Annotated in this window: 10 protein-coding genes; 2 read left to right on the top strand and 8 right to left on the bottom strand. The window is 42.7% G+C overall.

The genetic code is table 11. From position 1 onward, the window contains the following. Positions 1-26: 26 nt before the first annotated feature. Positions 27-1,712 carry a dihydroxy-acid dehydratase gene (ilvD, locus tag AC4CU3_RS09295; protein WP_270428714.1) on the bottom strand — a complete coding sequence of 562 codons (1,686 nt, stop codon included), beginning with the start codon at positions 1,710-1,712 and terminating at the stop codon, positions 27-29. 481 nt (positions 1,713-2,193) lie between these two features. Next, a complete protein-coding gene (gene ilvD / locus AC4CU3_RS09290) occupies positions 2,194-4,023 on the bottom strand; it encodes a dihydroxy-acid dehydratase (RefSeq protein ID WP_490738148.1) in 1,830 nt (609 codons plus the stop codon). Positions 4,024-4,494: 471 nt separating this feature from the next. Here ilvD (AC4CU3_RS09290) and fmt point away from each other — a divergent pair, with 471 nt between their 5' ends. Then, a complete protein-coding gene (gene fmt, locus AC4CU3_RS09285; RefSeq protein WP_490738146.1) occupies positions 4,495-5,454 on the top strand; it encodes a methionyl-tRNA formyltransferase in 960 nt (319 codons plus the stop codon). Further along, complete coding sequence (rsmB, locus tag AC4CU3_RS09280) at positions 5,454-6,758, top strand: 16S rRNA (cytosine(967)-C(5))-methyltransferase RsmB (RefSeq protein WP_078425151.1); 1,305 nt, start codon at positions 5,454-5,456, stop codon at positions 6,756-6,758. Before fmt ends, rsmB begins: the two co-directional genes overlap by 1 nt. A gap of 86 nt (positions 6,759-6,844) precedes the next feature. Here rsmB and AC4CU3_RS09275 read toward each other — a convergent pair whose 3' ends face one another. The 6 genes from AC4CU3_RS09275 to AC4CU3_RS09250 form a co-directional block, all read right to left on the bottom strand. Further along, the gene (locus AC4CU3_RS09275) at positions 6,845-7,396 is read right to left on the bottom strand and encodes a hypothetical protein (protein WP_078425152.1); all 552 of its coding nucleotides are present in this window, start codon (positions 7,394-7,396) and stop codon (positions 6,845-6,847) included. Continuing rightward, positions 7,396-13,341, bottom strand: coding sequence for an SdrD B-like domain-containing protein (locus AC4CU3_RS09270; RefSeq protein ID WP_490738144.1), 5,946 nt, complete (start codon positions 13,339-13,341; stop codon positions 7,396-7,398). Before AC4CU3_RS09270 ends, AC4CU3_RS09275 begins: the two co-directional genes overlap by 1 nt. 161 nt (positions 13,342-13,502) lie before the next feature. Next, entirely contained in the window at positions 13,503-16,232 is a 2,730-nt protein-coding gene (locus AC4CU3_RS09265; protein WP_490450352.1) for a beta strand repeat-containing protein, read from the bottom strand. Positions 16,233-16,278: 46 nt separating this feature from the next. Then, positions 16,279-16,773, bottom strand: a complete 495-nt coding sequence (locus AC4CU3_RS09260) for a hypothetical protein (RefSeq protein ID WP_490738142.1) — start codon at positions 16,771-16,773, stop codon at positions 16,279-16,281. A gap of 497 nt (positions 16,774-17,270) precedes the next feature. After that, a complete protein-coding gene (locus AC4CU3_RS09255; protein WP_490738141.1) occupies positions 17,271-21,170 on the bottom strand; it encodes a prealbumin-like fold domain-containing protein in 3,900 nt (1,299 codons plus the stop codon). Further along, positions 21,157-23,814 (bottom strand): hypothetical protein, encoded by a 2,658-nt coding sequence (locus AC4CU3_RS09250; protein WP_490738140.1) that lies wholly within the window; start codon positions 23,812-23,814, stop codon positions 21,157-21,159. Before AC4CU3_RS09250 ends, AC4CU3_RS09255 begins: the two co-directional genes overlap by 14 nt. Between the last annotated feature and the right edge of the window lie 2 nt (positions 23,815-23,816).

Here is a 23,816-nt window from a genome sequence, read left to right as displayed (position 1 = left end):
ATATCAATTCACAGCAAAATGATCAATTAGACATCTAAATTTAGATCAGTTACCGCGCCTTTTTCCGCACCAGTGGTCAGTTTTGCAAACTTGGCCAAAGCCCCATAACGATAATTCGGTTGCGGTTTCACCCACGCGGCTTGACGCGCTGCAATTTCTTCTGCCGAAACATGCCACGTCATTTCGCGGGTTTCGGCATTAATCGAGATGCGATCTCCGTTTTGCACTAGACCAATTGGCCCGCCTTCATAGGCTTCTGGGGTTACATGTCCAATGACAAAACCATGACTGCCGCCAGAGAAACGACCATCGGTGATCAGCGCCACAGATTTACCGAGTCCTTTACCAATAATCGCTGAGGTCGGTTTCAGCATTTCAGGCATACCCGGACCACCTTTAGGCCCTTCACCACGAATCACCACCACCTCACCCGCTTGAACTTCGCCGTCCAAAATACCACGCATCGCACCGATTTCACCCTCAAAGACACGCGCAGGCCCTTCGAAATACAAACCTTCTTTGCCGGTAATTTTAGCCACAGCACCTGTTGGAGACAGGTTACCTTTAAGTACCACCAAGTGAGAGTCTTTTTTAATTGGCGCGTCGAACGGTAAAATAATCTGCTGACCTTCTGGATAGTCTTCGACCTCAGCCAAATTTTCCGCCAAGGTCTTTCCAGTTACGGTTAAACATGAACCATCGAGCATGCCAGCATCCAGCATACGCTTCATCAGCGGTTGAATGCCCCCAATCGCAATCAGCTCAGACATCAAATATTTGCCAGATGGACGTACATCGGCCACCACGGGAATATCTTGCCCAATACGGACGAAATCATCCAAACTCAGCTCAACCCCAGCAGTATGTGCCATTGCCAGTAAGTGCAGCACACCATTGGTCGAACCACCCAAGGCAATCAGCACTTTAATTGAGTTTTCAAATGCAGCTTTGGTCATAATGTCGCGTGGTTTCAGGTCTAAGCGCAGCAAATTCATCACCGCTTCACCTGCTTTTTGACAGTCGATCCGCTTGTCATCCGAAACTGCTTCTTGCGCAGATGAACCCGGTAAACTCATGCCCAAAGCTTCAATCGCAGAGGCCATCGAGTTTGCAGTGTACATACCGCCACAAGAACCTGGCCCCGGCAGTGCCACTTCTTCAATTTGTTTGACCTGAATGGCACTGATTTCACCTTTGGCGTGTTGACCCACGGCTTCAAAGACAGAAATCATGTCGGTATGCCCTGCGCCCGGCTTAATGGTCCCGCCATAAACAAACAAACCCGGACGGTTTAAGCGCGCCAAACCCATGATACAACCCGGCATATTTTTGTCACAACCACCAATGGCAATCACTCCATCATAGGCCTGACAGCCCACCACGGCTTCAATCGAATCGGCAATAATTTCGCGGCTCAACAAAGAATACTTCATGCCTTCAGTGCCGTTAGAAATGCCATCTGAAATGGTAATGGTATTAAAAATAATGCCTTTACCACCAGCTTGATTGACCCCTTTTTCAGCCTCACGTGCCAGTTCATTGATATGCATATTACACGGCGTGACATTGGCCCACGTCGAAGCAATACCGACAAAGGGACGAGTAAAGTCTGAATCTTTAAAGCCTGTGGCACGCATCATGGAACGTGCGGGTGCATTTTCAATGCCTTCATAAACTGGGGCTGAATGTTCGCGGATATTGTCTTTACTCATTGTATTTGTCCTTAGCGATGGCTGCGTATTGCTCTACAGTCTTGGCAATTTTTTCTGTTTTTATTGTATAGAAAGCAGGCTAGACATAAAAGTACAATGAGACTTTTGAGTCAATCCCCATCAAGCTCTTCACGGTCTTAACATATTGATCTTGAATCCATCAGGTTGTCTGATACACGGAAACGTCGTCCGCAACCTGAGCAAGAATAAAAGCATTGCTTTTATTTGCAGTGCAAGACGAAGTAATTGCCGATTCAATGGGCGGTTTTTTCAAGGCATTCTTTTAAATGCAGAAAATAAACAGGTTTTGCGGACGACCAATGGTTTTGCCTACTTTTGCCGAAACAAAAGTAGGTCGAACCGAAGGTTATCAACTGCAATTTGAGAAACCTATTTAAGACTCCATTGTGCTGAACGAATGACTTTTAAATAAAAAGCACCCCAAATGGAGTGCTCTTTCTAATCGGTAAAAAACTACCAATTAAATTTCACGTACTGCACCTTTAGATGCACTGGTAGTATGCATCGCATAAGCTTTTAAGGCTTTAGACACTTTACGTGGACGCTGTTCAGCAGGTTGCCAGCCTTTGGCTTCTTGTGCTTCACGGCGTGCAGCCATGGTTGCTTCATCCACCGCTAAGTGAATACTACGGTTTGGAATATCGATCTCGATACGGTCGCCATCTTCCACCAAACCAATTGCACCACCTTCAGCCGCTTCAGGCGACACGTGACCAATCGATAGACCTGATGAACCTCCCGAGAAACGACCATCGGTGAGTAAAGCACAGTCTTTACCAAGGCCTTTCGATTTTAAGTAACTGGTTGGATACAACATTTCTTGCATACCCGGACCACCACGCGGACCTTCGTAACGAATCACCACCACATCGCCAGCAGTGATTTTTCCACCTAGAATCGCCTCTACCGCTGCATCTTGGCTTTCAAATACACGTGCCGTGCCGTTGAATTTCAAGATGGAATCATCCACACCCGCTGTTTTCACAATACAGCCTTCAAGTGCGATATTGCCGTACAGCACAGCCAAACCACCATCTTGAGAGAAGGCATGTTCAGCATTACGAATCACGCCGTTGTCACGGTCACCATCTAAACGAGAGTAGTAACGGTCTTGTGAAAATGCGGTTTGCGTCGGGACACCACCCGGTGCTGAACGGAAGAATTGATACACGTCTTCGTCTTCTGTACGGATGATGTCCCACTTGTCCAAAGCATCTTTTAAGGTTTTTTCATGCACAGTCGGTACAGACGTATCCAATAGCCCTGCACGGTCTAACTCACCCAAGATCGACATGATACCACCCGCACGGTGTACATCTTCCATGTGCACATCTTGCTTTGCAGGTGCAACTTTACACAGTACCGGCACTTTACGTGACAAACGGTCAATGTCAGTCATGGTAAAGTCAACTTCCGCTTCATGCGCCGCTGCCAACAAGTGTAAAACAGTATTGGTTGAACCGCCCATTGAAATATCAAGCGTCATGGCATTTTCAAAGGCTGCTTTGGTGGCAATTGAACGTGGCAACAAGCTGTAATCGTTTTGTTCGTAATGACGTTTGGTAATTTCAACAATCAACTGACCGGCACGCTCGAATAGTTTTTTACGATTCGCATGGGTCGCTAAGGTTGAACCATTGCCCGGAAGGGATAGCCCCAAAGCTTCGGTTAAACAGTTCATTGAGTTTGCAGTAAACATGCCTGAACATGAACCACAGGTTGGACAAGCTGAACGTTCGTATTCAGCCACTTCTTCATCAGTGAAGCTGTCATCTGCTGCGACGATCATGGCATCAACAAGGTCAATCGCGTGTTCATTGCCACGGATTTTCACTTTACCCGCTTCCATCGGCCCGCCAGAGACAAACACCACTGGAATATTCAAGCGCATAGACGCCATCAACATGCCCGGGGTAATTTTGTCACAGTTTGAAATACACACCATAGCATCAGCACAGTGTGCATTGACCATGTATTCCACCGAGTCCGCAATCAAGTCACGTGAAGGCAATGAATACAGCATGCCATCGTGTCCCATCGCGATCCCATCATCGACCGCAATGGTATTAAATTCTTTAGCTACGCCGCCTGCCGCCTCAATTTGACGTGCCACAAGTTGACCTAAGTCTTTTAAATGAACGTGACCCGGTACAAATTGAGTGAATGAGTTGACTACCGCAATAATCGGCTTACCAAAGTCTTCATCTTTCATCCCCGTAGCGCGCCATAAGCCACGCGCACCCGCCATATTTCTTCCGTGTGTTGATGTTTTTGAACGATAGTCAGGCATTGTACTTTTCCAACATAGTTGTGCTTGAGATGAATGTCCACATTCACTCTGGCTAAAATCTGAGTTCTGAGAGTGTCAAACTGTCAAAAATTTAAACATAACATATTCGCATTCTGCGTAAATCTCGTTTTTAGGCATCTCGACCTAAATTATCGAAGGCAGTATGTTTGCGCGCTACATTTTAACCGATGAGCTGACATTCAATTGCATGTGGAAACTACTATAACCCGTTCAATCGCCTTGCAATACAAAACTTCTATGAATAATTTTTAAATTTTGCATGAGTTTTATTTATATGAAATACAAATTTTGAGCGATAAGCTATCAAGGATCCTTGCGCTATTTTTTGAATAAAACTCTCGTACATCATTCAGTTAGAACCGCTCTATCGGCTTTTTATGCAGGATAAATCTGTAGCTGCTCGAGTTTTGCTATAATTGTTTTAATCTTCTCCTTTTTTCCGAGTATTTCTTGAAAATCATCTTTGCAGGCACGCCCGAATTTGCGGCTGTGGCATTAGACGCTCTCCTAAAAACAGAACATGAAATTGTAGCCGTCTATACGCAACCTGACCGTAAAGCAGGTCGTGGGCAGAAACTTACCGCTTCAGCCGTGAAGCAGTTGGCTTTAGCACATGATATTCCTGTCTATCAACCGCTGCATTTTAAGTCTTCAACTGAAGAAGGCTTAGCGGCTCAGGCTGAATTGAAAGCCTTAAATGCAGATGTGATGGTGGTGGCGGCTTATGGCCTGATTTTGCCTCAAGTGGTTTTGGATACGCCTAAATATGGCTGTTTAAACATTCACGGTTCGCTGTTGCCACGCTGGCGGGGTGCAGCACCTATTCAACGCGCAATTTCTACTGGAGATACCGAAACTGGGGTCACCATTATGAAAATGGCCGCAGGTTTGGATACGGGCGATATGATTTATAAAACCTACTGCCCGATTGAAGCTACAGATACCTCTGCAAGTTTGCATGACAAACTGGCACTCCAAGGGGCTGAAGCGACGGTCAAAGTGTTAGCCTCTGAAAGCACATTGCAGCACTATTTAGACAACCGCGAAGTGCAAGATGAAGCTTTGACAGTCTATGCACACAAACTCTCTAAGGCTGAAGCGCAAATTGATTGGACTTCAACAGCGGTGCAAATTGACCGTAATATTCGCGCATTTAACCCATGGCCTGTCGCATTTATCGCACTGGATGAAAGCAATAATCTGCGCGTTTGGGGTTCGATGTTGTCTCAAGAAAATGCCCAAGCTCAAGCTGCAGGGACCATTTTAGCCATTGATAAACAAGGTGTTCATGTCGCTTGTGGCGATGAACATGCGGTGTGTTTAAGCTCTCTGCAATGGCCAGGTGGTAAGCCACTGAATGCCGTACAAATTTTACAAACCCAAAAACTGAATATTGGACAAATTTTATAATGAAACAATCTCCCCACGCCTCAGGTAAGACCCTAAACTTACGTGCTCAGGTTGTTAAAACGTTATTGGCTGTCCAAAATGGTCAATCACTGGCATCTGTGCTTCAGCAACACATGGCAATTGTGTCTGACAAAGACCGTGCCTTGTACCATGAGTTAGTTCTTGGCTGTTTACGCCAATGGCATGCGCTTAAACAAGTGACTTTACCGTTGTTGACTAAGCCACTGGAAAACCAAGTCGTTGAAACCTGTTTATATGTGGGTTTATACCAATTGCTGTGTACCCGCGTTGCAGCGCATGCCGCGATTTCTGAAACGGTAGAAGCAGCCAAACAATTGGGTATGGAAAGCTTAAGCGGTGTGGTGAATGCTATTTTGCGCCGTGCAACACGTGAAACGGAACAGTTCTACGATGTTCTAGAACAAGCTTCAAATTTGCCAAGTTGGTTATCCAAACGTTTGAAAAAGGACTGGGGTGAGCAACTGGCTGAAATTAGCTACGAGCTGAAACAAGTTGCACCGTTAACCTTGCGCGTCAACACCTTACAAGTCAGCCGTGACGAATATCTGGAAATTTTAGAAGATGAAGGCATTGAAGCCCATGCCTGTGAACTTTCAAATGTCGGCATTGTGCTGGATGACAGTCTGCATATCCCAAGCCTGCCGGGTTTTGAGGTGGGTGGCTTTTCAGTCCAAGATGAACATGCCCAACTCTGTGCAACTTTGTTACCCGACTTGAATGGCAAATTTGTAATTGATGCTTGTGCAGCACCTGGCGGCAAGACAGCGCATATTTTAGAGATGTATCAGCCGAAAAAACTGATTGCACTCGACCAAGATGAAAAGCGCTTAAAACGTGTCTCTGAAAACTTAGAGCGTTTGGCTTTAAATGAAAAGTATGTCGACATTATCTCGGCAGATGCGGTGAAATGGACATCGCCTGAGCTTGCAGATTGTATCGTACTGGATGCACCTTGCTCTGCCATTGGGGTGATCCGTCGCCATCCCGATATCCGTTTGCTGCGTCAGTCAGGGGATATTGCCAAAACGGTACAGCTGCAAAAGCAGATTCTTGAAAATATGTGGCAACAGCTCAAAGTGGGCGGCACATTGTTATACATCACCTGCTCGATTTTGAAAGCCGAAAATGAACAGCAAATGGTCGACTTCTTTGCTGAACATACGGATGCGAAAGAAATTAAAATTGATGCCGATTGGGGTATTGAGCAGATTTATGGTCGCCAACTACTCCCACAAGTAGGGCGTGGCGATGGTTTTTATTATTGTCGCATTGAAAAGATTTAAAAATAAAAGGAGCTGAAAGGCTCCTTTTTTCATGTGTGTACTGATTGCAGTTGCTGCAATTTTTCTAAAAAGCGAACTGCGTTAAGTTAAAGTGTGCCACAGTTTTCAGATAAATAAGTGGCTTGATCCATCAAACGTTCTGCTGAAGCAAAAATCTCACGCGAATGATGCCAACCCAATTCACGGTACTCAGCAGCTGCCCAAACCAAATTCACTTCAGCTTGTGCAAGTTCTTTATAGGCACATTGAAACCCAGTCTGTGTTTTTAGGGTTGCGGCACGCGTCCATAAATCACGGCGCATCAGTTGGGAAAACGCTAGCATTGCTGTTTCTACACTTAACGTTGCACGCTGATCTGCATATACAATCTCTAAAACCTGCTGATAGATCAGATCAATATTTTGACGCTTCGCTTTTTCACTATATTCATGGTCAGCATAACTCAGCCATGTTCGTGCTTTTTCTAACTGGTACTTGTCTCGTACGTCCATCGCTTGCTCAATTGCAGTGTGCAATTGCTCATGCACCTGCTGCTGCGAAACTGGATAATTTGAGCTGACAGGGACCTCTGCAGCATGCGCCACCACAGTACCCAAAGCTAGAAGCCACAACACATGTTTAGCATGATGTTTCAACATTATTTAGGCTCCAAGGCTTTATTGACTGAAGGCTTATTTTTGTTAAATAAGTTTTCGTCAAATTTGAAGCGGAAACGGAAATATGCTCCATCCATCGTTGTATCACTATCAATCAGATCTTTATCTTGATAGCCCACAAAGTTATATCCACCTGAAACCCAAAGGTTCGATGCTAGTAGATAACCCACTTCAACCCCTGCCATCAACTTGGTTCCATCCGAAACACTGTTCCACATCACGCCAGCATTCACTCCTGCATCCCAACGCTCATTAATGTCGTACATAAAACGACTGTTGAGCATTTGAGTCATACCACTGGTTTGCAGTAGATCATAAGTTTCATCCAAATATTTAACCGCATATTGCCCAGATACATGCACCGAACGTGTTGGATGATAATTCATATGATGAGACATAATATAAACATTGCGCTCATATGGATCATTCAGCGTTGTTTCATTTTTCTCGTAGCGATATTCTATTTTGCTCAATGAGTCAAAACGATTGGTTGCCAAATCACGATATGCAGCACCGACCTGAACACGGTCAATCACGCGATCGCCAGAATCTGCAGACTTATTGTCGGTAATATTCAAGACATTTTTAGCCAATAAGGTCACTTCGTCTGAATACTTGTACGCGGTACCTAAAGTATTTAAATAGCTATCACTTTGATTAGACCAACGCCCTTCTATACGTGCCACATTTTTCCAGCGTGGATTGGAAAGGTGTTCAAAGCCCAAAGTCGCAGCGGTAGACTCTAGTGAATCTTTATTTTCACCTTCAAAGACTTTTACTTTTTCAAAACTGGTATTAAAGAATAGCCCTTCTTTAAGCTGCCAACGATTACGCACACCCATCGCGGCTTCAGCTTCACGTGCGCTCATACCATCACGTACACGATATTCACTAAACACAGAGCCATCACGCATATATTCACTGTCTAAACCAAAAACGGTGGTATTACGTTTTTGCGTGTCATTGAGCTCGTATAATCCGCCTATACTTGAAATGAACTCATGGCGCGCATAGGCATGAATATTTTTATAAACTTGTGCATCACCACCTACAGCAAATACACGGCGGTCACTATCCGCGATGTCTTGCTCATATTCTAGGAAAGCACTTGAACCATCAAAAGGGAGTGCTGTTTTTAATTTAGCGCGCACAGTGGTACCGTCATATGGCGTTTCAACATTTTGGGTTGAAGCACTGGCTGCATTGGCTGACTCATTATAATAACGTGCACCCAGCTCTAAACTTACAATACGGTTAATCGCTTTCTCAATCGAAGCACTCACGCCATGACGAACACCTTCATTCACGCTATCTTCAGTCCGTACCGCTTCAACACGTAAAATACCAAACTGATCTAAACGTGCATTAAGTTTGACTGCACTTTCTTTGCGCCCTGAACTGATTGAAGACGCCGCATTACGGAAACCTTCATCTGCTTGTTGATGGTAAGCACGTAAATCGACCTTGTCATTTTTGTATTCCAATTCAACGCGTGCCGCTGTGCCATCACCAGATGTGTCTTTACTATTTGATGCATTCACATCTGTCAATTGGTCAAGGTTTAGGGCATCGTGGTCAGAATATGCATATTCCGCAATCAGTTTGGTCTTATCATTCCAATGAATGACGGTATTGGCACTGGCAATTTTCTCTTGATCCATAGGATCATCATTTTGAATATAAGAGCCACCCACCGTCACTTTGTCATTGAGTTTATAACGACCATTCACACCAGCAACGGTATATTCCTGCCCCCCTTGATCCGACTCTACCGTAATCCGTAGATAAACAGGATTCAGGTTTTCATCAATACTGCTCAACGGTGAGGTCAGGTAAATACTGTTGGTATAGGTATCTACTTGATAGTCGCTGAAGCGATTTAAAGTACGCTGTGCAATAATCAAACCTGGATTGTTACGATCACGAACAATCACTTCCACCTTTTCACTATTTTCTAAAATATCGTCGGTATCAATACCTAAAGAATATGGGCCAGAAACCCCCATTGCACGTAATTCATTCACGATTTGCGTTGCATTGGTTCGTGCTGCGAAGCCCGAAACTTGGTAACGATCCCCTTCAACAGTTGACTTCAGACCTGTCAATGAACGGCTGTATTGACCCAGTGAAAGCCCTTCGTCATTTTCTGTACGTGTAACATAGTCCCCATACATGGCATAAGAACGGCCTTTATCCACACGGACATAAAGTTTACTGGTGGATTGTGCATCGAAGCCTTTCGCTGATGCATCGCCATACACGGGGTAATATTCATCTGGACGGATATCACGGAATAGGCGCTGATTATTTTCTTTGCTCGAGTCATAAGCCAAAGTCAGTAAATAATCTCCGCGCACCTTTCCTTTTAAGAATAAAGCCGCACGACCACGAATGGCGGTTTCACCATCCCCTGAACTGGATAAATCATTCAGTTCTTCTTCAAACCCATCTTGAGTCGAACTCTGTGATAAATTTTTTGGGTCAAATTTATTCAGTGCAAATGAACCTTCGATAATCCCCGCAACCAACATTGGGCGCAATTCTGCTAAAAAGCGAACAGGAACTGTCTGCTCATAAATACCACTACGAATACGCAGTACACCTGAACCCGCTTCTAATGGCGCAAGAACTGGGATAACCAGTGAGCCACCTTCAGCAAAAACTTGAATACCCGGTTTATCTGGATCTAAATCTTTGAGTTGAACCGTTCCCACCGATGTTTCTATCGTAATTGGGGTACGTGTTGCAACAGCCGTGCCATTGCGATCAAGCACCTTAACAATAACTTGATAAACGTCTTTGCCATTGGCATAAACCACTTGCTCTACAGGCTGCGCAGCCAGTTGGCTCATCGCATCTGGTGCGATTACTGTCACTTGCTGTTGGTCACGTAAATTGCCAAAGCTGTCGTACTGACGAACTGCAACTGTGTTTTTGCCTGCAAGCAGCGGCACACCAATAAAGTCTAAACCAGCAACACCATGCTCTTGATAAGCTGCTTTTTTACCAATACGTTTTTCCGAAATTTGCTCGTCATTCACAAATAAACGGATGTCAGTTCCTAAAGCACCCTTCACCTGAATGGTTGCTTGTTGAGCAGGTAGCACTTGCTGTTCATTTAAATTCAAAATTGCAAGTTGGTTCGACTCAGAACGTTGTAGTTCTTGCTCTAAATCTAAAATCGTTGGTGTTTTAACAGGTTCAACTTGAACCGTTTTAACGTCTTTAATCTGTTCTTTTTTATATTCAATATTACAGTTTGCCGAAGCCCCTGAAGCACTAATACAACCACTTGCAGGCTGACCTTGAACATCAGTCACATAACTGCTCTGTGCATCTACGTTTAAATCTTGGCGTAAGGTTTGCTCAAGTGCATCAAGTTGTGCATCAATTTTGCTACGGCGCGCTTCAATTTGTGTTGCCAACGCCTGACTACATTCGCCTGCTGTATCTGCAATCGCGAAATCGGCACGGTGCAATTCACCGCGTTTTAGGTCCACAAATCGGCTAGCTGGATCACCCGCTTGACGGTTACTGATCAGTACCAACTCAGCATTATTCGGTAAAGTGGTATTGTCGACTTTCAGGACATGGGTAATTGGTTTAATGCCATAGAAGTTATATTTCCCTTCACGGTCAGTGACCACAAAGTTACCATCTTCCATATAAATACGAACACCTGGAACACCAAGCTCGCCCGCATCTTGCACCCCATTACGGTTACAGTCAGTAAATACTTTACCCACCACGAAACCATCTGGACTAAATACCCCTGGTGACACTTTGACTGCCGCTTGTGCTTCATTTGAAGTCGTATTTTTATTATCCTGTGCATAAACACGGTTAATCCCATCGCCACTTAAAGCATTTGGACCGACATACACACGGTATTGAACTTTCGCTTCTTGTTTCGATGTCAGTGTCCCTAAACCTAAAGTTAAATAAGGACCTTTACCACCCTGTGGGTCATTACTCTTTTGACCATTGACACGGGTAGTGCCTGATACATACACAAAGCCATGTGGCAAAGTATCTTTCATATTGACGTCATACAGTGTTGAGTCACCCATATTGGCAACCGTCACCATATAATCTTTAAAGTCACCAATCTCAGCTGTTTTATCGCCCACCACTTCTTTTTTAATGACCAATTTGTCATTGATTGGTGTCACAATATCAACTGGGTCGATTGGGATATCAATATTGAGTGCAGCATCACCTGTTTTTAAAGTGAAGTTTCCGCCATAAGACCATGATGCATCGACCACACGCTGATCAAAATTATTATAAATGGTTTTGTCACTGGTAAATTTATAGTGGGTTCCACCCGCAATCGTTGAGGTGTCGATATATAAGCTATAAGTACCATTTTCAACATAAGGGTAAATAAACTCACCATCACTATTGGTTACCTGCTTTGCAGGAATAGCAACTTTGTTCCCTGTGGTTTCATCTAGTTTATAAGCAACATCTTCAGCAGGCTTGCCATTCGCATCCAATAAAGTAACGGTTGCACCCGCAACAGGTTGATTGGTTTTGGCATCAAAAACCACACCATATGGATCAATGAGTACATTGGTATCTACATCACTGATACTGGTTGTGGAGTTACCATTTTCATCCAAGCAATCCGTTAAGCTAACAACCACTTGATCGCGCTTAACCGTTTGTAGAATTTGATCATTCTGCTGTGCTGTCGCAGACTCCTGAGTAGGTAATGAAAACCGGAATATGCCTGTGTTGATGCCTGTTTCAACACCCTGTACATATTCAATATCACCAGTTTTCGTCGATTGAACTTTGATTTTAACTTTGTCTACACTGCTGCGCGTGGCATTACACATGGCACTATTTGCTGCAATATACAACGGCTTAGTTAAACTGCCAGTCGCTAAAATATTAGAATAATCTTTGGTGTTATTAGTGATGGAAGAACTTCCACCCACTGTGGTGACCACTTCATTCGACAGAGTCTTTTTAATACTTGAGACTAGGCCATGCTCAACACTAAAGATGTTCGAAATCGATGTACGACTAATATTAGAGTTCATCGTCACAACCAGTTCAACCGTTTCAGTCGCATTGGCTGCTAGCGCTTGCGGATAAGCCACCACTAAAGTATTGATGAGTGATTTATCGTTCGGAATCTGCTGGGTAAATTTATCTTGCCCTAATGGATATAAAATCAAGGCATTGGAATTATTTGCTTTTGCTGATTTAAACGTGGTGTTTGCTGGTAACTCGTCCAATAACACCACAGCATTAATGGTTTGACCATCGACCTCAATCGGCTTAGTACCCGAGTTGCGCGTAGAGGTATTTTTTACGTTTAAGGTATAAGTTAAATCGTAAGACTGACCCGCTTTTGGTTCGAAACTACTTTTATCGACTGCTTTGGTTGCCGTTAACTGTGGTAAAAAACTAATTAAGCCATTAATAGCATCTGCAATAGCTGTTGGATCTTGAATAACATATGCACGCAGCGGTAAATCAACTTGTTGACTATCATTTAAAGAGCTCGATGAATCAGCCACGACCCATAGGTCAACTTTTTGACCACTTTCTAAACTCAAATGCCCCGTCACCAATAAGTCTGAACGATCAAACTCACCATTTTGGTTACTGTCGACATAAATTTTTATATTGGATAATTCTGGAACCGAATTTTTATCAATTGAAATATCGGCTTGTGTATTACTGTGATTAGTTAAAGTGTTTAACCAAATAACTTTTGCACCGGCATTGATTTCCTGACGAGCTGGTGAAGTCAGACTAATGACATATTGGGGATTAATCGTCACTTGAACAGTATTAGAAACGGCCTGACCAATCAAACCGTCCTTTTGTACAAAACTTGCATACGCAGTATTGGTGATATTTTGCCCAGCAGCAGGCATCACAGCATAAGCATGATTTACCAAAGCCATAGCGGTTGCTAAGCTTGAGAAAATGAGCTTGATCTTATGATTATATAGCGGCTGAACTCGTTTAATCACGAAAATACCCCAATACCAAGTAAAACAAGGTTAAGGGATAGGCATTTTGACAATGCCTATCCACAAAAATAGTTATTAATGTTATGACTTAATTATTGTCCATCGACCTTAACACTGAACTTCATTGTGACCGTTTCAGAAGGTGCTAAAGCAAACTCAGTTGACTTCAAGTTGTTTGCTGTATTTGACACTGAACCTTTTGATACAGGATCTAAAGCAGCTGCTGGTGTTGACCCTAAAGTGGTATAACTTGGTACCGCATCTGTAATCACAACTTTAGTTACCGCTTGGTTACCATCATTCACCGCCTTAATTTGGTAAATGATACAAGCACCAGGTTTTGCTTGAAGCGTCGATGTTCCGAAATTGCCTTCTTCAGCGCCATTACAATCAGCGTCTAGCGCTTGTAATTTTTCCAAACGGACTTGACCAATGTTCACTGTAGTTTTATCAGTTACAGTGACAGCATCTGGGGCAGCAATACTGTTCAACTCACCTGTCGGAGTGATGGTTACAATAGATAGATCGGCCTGACCCGCAGTTGCATTACTTGGCGCTTCAACCTTCACCAAAATACTGACGCTTTCATTTGGAGAAAGTCCATCAAACGCAGATGTTGTTCCACCCGTTTTTTCTAACCAAGCTGTTAGATCATTTCCAGTAACTAGTTCAGTTGAGTCCGCAATACCGTCATTGTTCTTGTCTACATAAACAGACGTAACAAAACCAGATGTGGATGGATCATGCGTAATTGCAAAAGGAAGCGTACTACCGCCAGACACACCTTCTACAACGTTACCGTTGTTGGTCAAAGTATGCTTATAAACAATCGTACCGCCTGGAGCGACCTGACCTTGTTGATCAGCTAAGAACGACAGTCCACGCACAGCTTCTACAACAAGACGATCTTTCATCTTGTCGGTTAAGCCCGTTGCAGGAGAGTTAATCGTGAAGACAATATCTTGGCTATTTGCAGGTGTTGCATTTGCTGAAGGTGTCACTTTGGCACAGAAGTAAGCCGTCGCATTTGGCTGAATTGCGCCTGTATTGGTCACTTTAGTTGAAGAACATACACCAGCTGAATCAGCAACAAAGTATTCGACAGTCCAACCAGATGGTAATGGTTGATCTGTACCAAAGTTATAGTTGTCTGCAGTTGAACCACCATTGGTCACAGCAATCGGGAATGTTCCTGCAACACCAGGTTTGGTCGTTACTGTCGTTACAATATTACCTGCAACATATGCACCTTCACCTGTCAGTGGGGTATCTTCTAAATAGTCTTTATTACCCTTACCATTACTCAAATCGACTTTAGAAGCAGTGATGTCAGTAATACGTAAAGTAATCTTATCGGGTAGAGTGCCATGTACTGGTGTAATGGTTAAAATTGTGTCCAATGCGACAAATGGCGTAGGGCCTGTATAACCACTTGGTAAAGTAATACGCGCCGAAATTTCAAGATGACCACCAGATACCAATGGACCACTATCTACACTTGCATCACCATTGGTATCCGTTAATGGTGTATTACCATCTGACTTTAACAATTCAACGATAGAACCTGGTGGTAGCTTAGATTTGTCGACTTCAATATTATATGTCTCAGTCACATTACCTAAGTTATGAATCCAGATATCTTCAGTTAAGCTTGACGCACCAAATAAGATCGGTGAACCTTGAACCGCTGTTGTTGTGATCAAGTCATCCTTAGTAGAAACACTTATATCTTTTTGTGTATCCGAATAGGTATCTGTTTTATTATCATTGATCGTACCAATATAAGTCGACTGAACTGTGACATCATACGGGTTAGTAGGTTGAGGACTTTCTTTACCTGGACCATCTGGGTCAAATGTTGCGATGTTAGTAATTTTACCCGCTGGTGCGCTTGCGTTGACTGTGACTTGGAACGTTAACTTGCCGGTGCTATTACGTGGCACTGATGCCAATACTAACGTTAATATACCACTGTCATACTTGTATTTCGCAGCAGTTTCATCATTCGCGTCATCTGTCAATGGAGCAGTCTGACCACTCCAACGTGCCGATTCAGCAACGTAAGTCACACCTGCTGGCAGGATATCTTCAATGGTTAAATTAGTTGCGTCGGCATTACCTGTGTTTTTATAGGTCAACTCATAAGTCACTGTATCGCCACGAGTTACAGCAGTGACATTCGCTGACTTAGTGACTTGAATCACCGCGCCACCTACGATTTTAACGGTATCAGTGTTGGTTTTGGTTTTATCCACTGGAACAGTAATATAGCCACTTGCCGCAGACAATGTTAACTGACCCGAATCATCCGCTTTCGCTGTTGATGCAGTTGTACCCACAACCACTAAACCTACAGACTCACCAGCATTTAGGGTAACTTTTTGACCTGCCAAATTAGTATTATTATCTGGCACGCCGTCTTTGTTCGCATCTAAATAAATCGCAATGTTTGAGAAATCAAATGCATCACCAGTTGCTACATTGGCCAAATTCAGTGTGAACTCATCTGTCCCATTACCAGTGTTGGTCAAGACGTGTGATAGAGTCACCACACCGTTCGGATTCGCAGTCGCACTACGGTCTTGTTCAAGTGTGAAACTACCCACTTGCAAAACAGTCGTTTTGACTTCATTCGAAGTGACAGTGCGTGTAGTCGAAGTACCATCCACATACGATGCTGTTGCAATGTTACTAATGTTCGTACCCGCAGCTGGTGCAGCTGCATGTGTAGTACCTGTAGCAAAGAAAGCAAACCCACCTAAGACTGTCGCAATTGACAAATAAAGGTTATTTCGCTTTGTTGTTTTCAAATTCATAGACATGAAAGTCCCCCGACTCCATCGGAATGATGTGTGTAAAATTTAGAAATTAATCGTTTGAAGTATTTACTTTGGCTTGTGCACTAACCGTTACAGACTTTTTCGCTGGTAACTCTGCAATTTGCCACTGTAAAGCGCGGTATTCTTTCAGTGGAATATTGACCAATTTGCCATCTACTTTTTTCTTTAATGGCATTGCTGCAAAGTTGACACCATCCGTGCTCGCGAGTGCACCTGAAGGCAGACTTGCACCCAAATATTGAGTATCTGCTGGAATAGGTAATGTCGCCTTTAAGCTTTTGATATTACCTGTCGTGTTGTTGGTATAAGTCGCACGATACTCAATCACATCCTGCGGTTTAATTGAGTCTGCAGCTTTAAATTGTGCATTCCCCTTATTGTCTACAACTTTTTTGAACGCTTTAAGCTGAACAGAGACAGGCTCATTATTGGTCGCTGCTGTTACCGCCATCGCACTGGCAGCAACCCCAACAAACATCAAACTAATTGTCATTTTTTTCAGCATAGAATTTTTGTTTAACATGATTTTATCCACTGCGAACCAATGCGAAATTTTTGTGACACTAATCACTTTTTTATAAATTAATGCAACAAATTCCAAAGCAATGTTAAACAAAAATCACACAAACAACCATACATTATTTAAAAAAAATGTTAACCAGTTCACCTTGTATTTTTTTTAGTGAATACAAAAAATCAAAAATAACAATCAAGTTGCTGATATTTATTATATTTTTATTTTAAAACCAAATTACATAGTGAAACATTTGTAAAAGATACAAAAAATGACAGCTGCTAGTAAAAATTTTAATGCTCTGTAAGAGTCCTAAATGTTATTTTTCTGAGAGAACCATCTGAACAAAATAGACGCTATAACTGTCTTTAAATTACTCAACCCACGCTTATTATTTAATATATTTTTCAAGTAAATAAATAAACTACATCTCCCTTTTATAAAAATGAGCAATAAAAAGCCCCTTCCTGTAGATCCCAGAAGGGGCTTGCCATATCAAAAATTAACTAATCGGGAATCCGTACACAGAAACCCACTTGTCCCTTTTGTTTCGGTGCCAACACACCAGGAATTGTCCATTTCAACTGCCCTGCATTTGCTTCAGTTTGACAACCAGTAGCTGTACACGACATCGTTCCATAAACCGTACCCACTGGAACACTATCTTTTAAAACAACATCAACTAAGTTTTTGTTCGAATTATTGGTATAGGTCATTTGATATTCCAAATAATCTCCTTTCGCAGCTTGGTTTGACACAGTAAATGGCGTGGAATTATTGCTAGGTGCAGGACATGTAGATGTTTTTCGAACCAACTTAGTGATGTTTAAACCTGCAGTCCCAATCGTCGTAATGTCATTCACACTATTACTTTCTTTCACTGTGGCAGTGCTATAAGTTCCTTTTCCATTGACTTTAAAACTCGTAATAAACCGATCGCCACCTTGTGCTGTGGTTGGTGAAACCACTCGCTGAATCAAGCAGACTTTTTCATTGGCTTTGATGGTACGAGTCGACAGTAAGCTCTCACCTTTATCTAACTGTGCATTACAGTTGCTGTCCACGTAAACCAAACTCTGCCAAGGCTGATTATTTGCAGGTTGTTGCTCTTTGCTTTCCGTTAAATTGAGCACATTCATCACACTTTTAGCCATCAATTCATGCGGATAATCCACGACATCCCCAGCCACAATGGTTTTTTGTCCATTTTGGCTTAAGACCAATTGCAACTCGGCATCTCCAAATAAGAAGCCTTCATAACTGGTGACAGATTGAACCTTAGGAATTTCAAAAAGATCATTTGTTGTTTTCTCAAGCACACTACCTTTTTGTTTCGCACTTACAGAGTCATAACCATTTACATTACGCTGTACTAGACAAACTTTGCTGCGACTCGAGAATACATCTTGCAAAGTTTGTATTCTGAAGTCCCCGTTTTTATCCGTTGTAGCCGATGCTAACACTGCCTGCGTTGAACAATCTTGAAGTTCTACGACACTACCCGCGATTCCTAACTCCCCAATATCCTCTATGCCATTGTAAGCATTGCTATCTACCATTGTCGTACCACTGTTATCATTAAACACTCGACCAGAGAATACATAGCCAGCATTTTTGCTGTTGGTCACACGACAAACAAACTTGGATGCAAATTTCACATTCGCTGCTGGAATCGTTTGAGTCAATCCACTTAAACTACCCAAATTACCTGTACTATTGCCCGAAACAGCTGTATTCGTATCCGTACACTCTACCGTCTTGAGCGAATATAACGTTGAGGCAGATTCAGCAAAACTAATGGCGGTATTCGGTGTCGCATAAGCCAATAAAGAACCTTGCTCAACAGGAGAGGTACTTTTCTTTAAGCGTACAGACTGTGCAGTCCCAACAACAGTTGTTACCACTTCTCCACTAGTAATGGTTTCAGCATTGGCATTGCTCAAGTTTGCAAAAGAGCTGAAGTTGAAGCTGTCTGTGCCATTTTCAGACACTTTATTCATTTCAAAAGTCGGCTTAAGACAAACATTAAGTTCATTAAACCCAATTCCAATATCATCCCCCACATAAGTGCTGGTATTTGGCCGAACATTTTGGAATTCGGTCCGTACTATTTTGGCCATTGTTACTGTTGTAGGCAAAGTAATCGTAAAATTGATAGCCACTGGGTCAGTACCATACGATCCAATCGCATAATCCGTAGTGTCCACTTGCGCACCATTAAACGCCGTAAATGAAGCTCGAGTATTTGAACTTTTCGCAGGCGTGACAAGCGTGGCATACACAACACCATCGACCATAATTTTTAAAGTTGCCCCACTGGTACTTGTTTTAGGGCTACCATTTGACCAATTTAAACGTCCTTTTAACTGCAATGCACCATTTGCGCCCGTACCATACATGACTGAATTTGGCACAATAGTCGGGTTAGCCCCTGCCGTTTTTAAAGCATTATCATAAGCAGTGCTCGCATTATCGACCAAATATGCTCTAAAAGCGGTATCTGAAACCAAATTAACCGATTGCCCAGATAAACATTGGTTTTGTGAGCTGCCATTGGTAATCGGTGAGTTTGAATTAATAATAATATCTACCGAGGAAGAATTATTGGTTAAGTTATTCTCGAAAGTTGCTGTTGTCACCGAAGCCATATTGGTTACGGAACCACTTTTATAAGCTAAACCTGTAACTGTGAATTCTAGATAATTCACATCTTTACCATTTGCAGGTAAAGTTAGTCCATTTGCACTCAAACTATTTGTTTCATTTTCATTGGTTACACTACTTGGGCAAACAGCAGTTCCATAACTTTTACATGACCAATATAAACTGGCAATATTATTTGGAACATTATCAGCTAATACCGCATCTGTAACTCCAGTTGCACCATTATTCCAAGCTTTAATGGTGTATTTCACAACATCGCCTACATCATAGCTTGTTTTATCTGATGTTTTTGAGACTTCTAGATCAGCGGAAGCAAGCACAGTATCTTGGTCTGCTGTCGTACATGCACCTGTGGTTGAGTTAAATGAACGGGTGATGCCATCACTATTTAAAGTTGTACAACTTGCCCCTGTAGATGAGCCTAATGTTGGCAAATCCACCGTAGCAGTATTCGTTACTGTACTACCTGCCGTAGCATCAACACGAGCCGTCACTAAAATTTCATAGAATTCACCAGCAGCTAAAGCTCCAGTATCAATCGAGCCCAAACCACTGAGAGCTGGGGCAGTGGTACATTTATTATTGGCAACTGTAGTACTACAGGCCACAGCTGTGGCGGTTAAACCTGTCCCAACCACATCCTTGAGTAATGTTCCTGTATACGTATCTGGGCCATTGTTAGCCACACGTACGGTATAAGTTGTCGTTCCACCTGAATACACTTGAGTCGTACTATTGGTTTTAGAAACAACTAAATCCCCAACCATCGAGTCAACACTAGAACTGCTAAACACAAAAGCATCACGTAAGGTACTATCATTTGATCCCTTCGTAATGTTTCCAGATGTTTTGTCCGTACGTACATAGACATTAAATTTCAAAACTGTAATCGGAGCAGAAGTTAAAACCTGAATACTTCCAGATGCCCCACCATCACTAGCCGTTGGGCCAAGTGATGTAGAGGTATTACGAATCTCACCATTATTAGTCACAGAAAAGTTGATGCCCGATAAAGCATATACATCACTGACATTCGCAGTTGTTGTTAATTTAAACTGTGCAGAAATACCAAAACGATCAACAACCTGACCATTACTTGTAGTCGTTCTCACACCCCCCAATCCAGAGATATTAATGATTGGATTTCTAACAGGTCTATCCCAAGTTAAAGTCACCTCCCCAGCTTGATAGCCCAACCCATTGTTTACTGTTGAAGTGTTTGCTGCACTGCCAACAAATCGACTGGTATCCACAGTCATACGTAAACCGTAGTTTGAATTAATATCAATCCCTTGGTTGGGTAAAGTCCGAGTAGACGAAAAATGAGAACTAAGAGGACTACCTTGATCAGCCAATCGAGTATATACAGCTAATGCAGAACTACTCGCTGTAGAATCTGCACCAAACACCAAAGCTGGCGCATTATTTGAATCGTAGAGTTGATTTGTTAATGTGTAATCAACATTGATTTTTGGAAAATAATTTAAGGAACCAGTATTATCATTCGGGTTATTTGCATTAAATACATAGGTATTTCTTTGTGCTGATACCGTCCCTCCCACATAAGGTGTTCCTGTATAGGAATTCGACATAATCTCAAGTGTAGGCGTTGCAGCATTTACAAGCGTGACAAAAAGTAAACTCGTAATGAATAATGACAAAGTACGAAGTGTGTGCATGAGTTTGAGCATCTGTGAATGCGTAGCACTGCAACTCCTTGCTTGTTTATTAATTCCCCACATATTTCACCCCAAACTCTAAGCTATGACTTTCATTGCTTTTTATTGCCGCAACTGAACCCTTAATTGCACCCGGCTGTCCAAGTGCTGGCGCAGTTAATGAACCCACTTCACAGGTTGTACAACTTGGTGCTTTACTCATCACCATCGCTTCAGGGGTGTAATCATAAAAATTAAATCGCCCAATGGCCGAAGCCCCCAAGTTTTTCACTGTCAATTGGTACAAAACACATTGCCCAGAACCATCTGAATTACGCGTGATCGGTAACACATTTGAGGTATACGCCGTATCCGCTACACCATCACAATTATTATCCTTGGCTTGTAATTTAGTTAGACGCACAGGCGCACTAGTGATGGTGGTAATATCTGTTGCTGTGTCTAATAACGTACCTGCACTATTTTTTAGGCTAATCACAGAGGTATTTACCACTCCGACCGTGTTATATGCGGTATTCTCAACTTTATTAAAAATACGAATCTGTGCTTTGCTGCTAAGAATAGAAGCATTCACAATAGATAAGTTTTGAATAATCGGGTCAGACGCGTCTAACTGCCCATCATTATTGGCATCATAATAAAGTGTTGTGGTAAAGCCAGTTCGATCATTGGCAACGCTTAAATTATCCATTGCTGACAATACAGACGTTCCCCACGGTTTTAAGGTATGGGTATAAACAATACTGCCTCCTGGTGCAATTTGCCCACGTAAATCAGGCTCTAAACTCACCCCACCTTGACTCGCATTTGAGCTAATCGTAATTGCATTCTGAATTAAATCATAGCCACTGTTTGGTGCTGAGGTAGGCAAACTAGAAGAAGCCACTTTAAAATAAATTGGAATCGGCTGGGTTGTACTTTTTGCGTCTGCTCGAATTTCCACAACCGCACAATAGAGCTGAGACTCCCCATTATTCAGCAAACGCGTTGAAGTAATTTCTGCTCCAAGCACCGAGCAGTCTGTGGTTGATGAAGCAAAATAGCGCACCGAACTGATATCGCTTGGCAATGCAACCGTCGCAAAATTATTATCGGCATCGGCACTAAAATTATATGTCGTCGCTTGACCTGTATGACGTACCATAAGCGGGAACACTACTGTTTGGTTATTCACTCCAGCTAAAGTTTTCCACGGCGAACTTCCATTCGATACGTTGCCATTTCCCGCACCATTGGCTGTGGTTTCAGGACTATTCACCAAGTCCACAATCCGAGCAGCAACACCCTGAATCAAAGAGGTTGTATCGAGCACGGTATCTGTTTTGCTGCTGTCAGAAATCGACTGAGCTTTAGGGACAATGCTATAGGTCGTATCGGCTGTATCGACATAATCTGTTGGGAACCTTACTTTAACGACTATAGGTAGATTTGCACCTGCTGCCAAAGTTCCTGTATCCACAATACCGTCATTATTACTATCAAACAGTGGAGTGACGCCATCTGCACGATAGAATTCCAATACACTCCCTGTCGGTAAATTATGGCTGTTAAAACTTAAATTAAACCGATCAGCCACCGTTCCTGTATTCCAAACATAGTTCTCAAAGACAACAGTTCCACCACTACTCACAGCAGGTTTAGTTAATAGATCATTACCACTTACACTACTTGCATCCGCATTAATGACCACCCCATAAATCGGCTTAATGCTTAACACAGCAGTGTTAGACTGGGTGACTAAGTTAGGCGTGGTAGTCGAACTGTCATGGTCATAGTCCATATTGGCAAAGTTGGGAATCTCACCGGGTGCAGTACGAGCAACCCGAACACGGAACTCAATATAGCCTTGCGCATTCGCAGGGACATTGGTGATTTGCGCACGAATCGTTTTACCATCCGTGTCAAGGTAATAATTAATGCCTGTTGGATCATTACTGCCTGTCGCAGAATTCAGTGCTTGCCCATTCCAGTTTTCATTACCTGTGACATAAGTCAACTGCGTGGTATCCAACAAGTCACTGATATTGACCACGCCACTATTATTACCATTATTGAAATAGGTTAAACGGACTGTTGCGATATCCCCATTCACCACTGTTGATTTATCAAAGCTTTTGGTTAAGTTTAAAGCTGCCTGATCTGTGATTCGTGATGTATCTGTATTGCTCAGAGGAGCAGCTGGCAATTGTATGGAAGTTGCGGTAAGTCGAATCCGGCTTAGTCCATTCACTGTAGCTGTTGAAGGGATGACTGCTTTAATAATCAGTGCAACCGCCTCTCCAGCAATTAAACTATATTGATTAATGGGAGTATTATTGTCTGGAACACCATTTCGATCGGCATCCAAGTAAATCTCAATATTACTATGGCTAAAACTGTCACCTGCAACTTGACTGCCCACCAAATTATAAAGATCACGTTCATTCCCGGTATTGGTTAAAACGTGATGATAATAAACCGTCTGACCTGGACGCACATATTCCGTCCGATCACTGTTTAAAAGAAATTCATACCGAGGAATAACAGTTGTTTGAACCAAGTTGGAACGTGCCACTTGAACTACGGTAGAGCCTTCTTCTTTGTATTCACCCACAGCCATGTTACTGATGACCAGAGCATCAGCAAAAACCCAAGTCGATGCTGTTGCCCCCAACAAGCTCAGCATGGCAATACGCATATTTCGAATCATTTTCTTTTCTGCAAACATTT

Source organism: Acinetobacter sp. 802_lipA (genome assembly GCF_058242885.1).
This window is presented reverse-complemented; position numbering and strand designations above follow the sequence as displayed.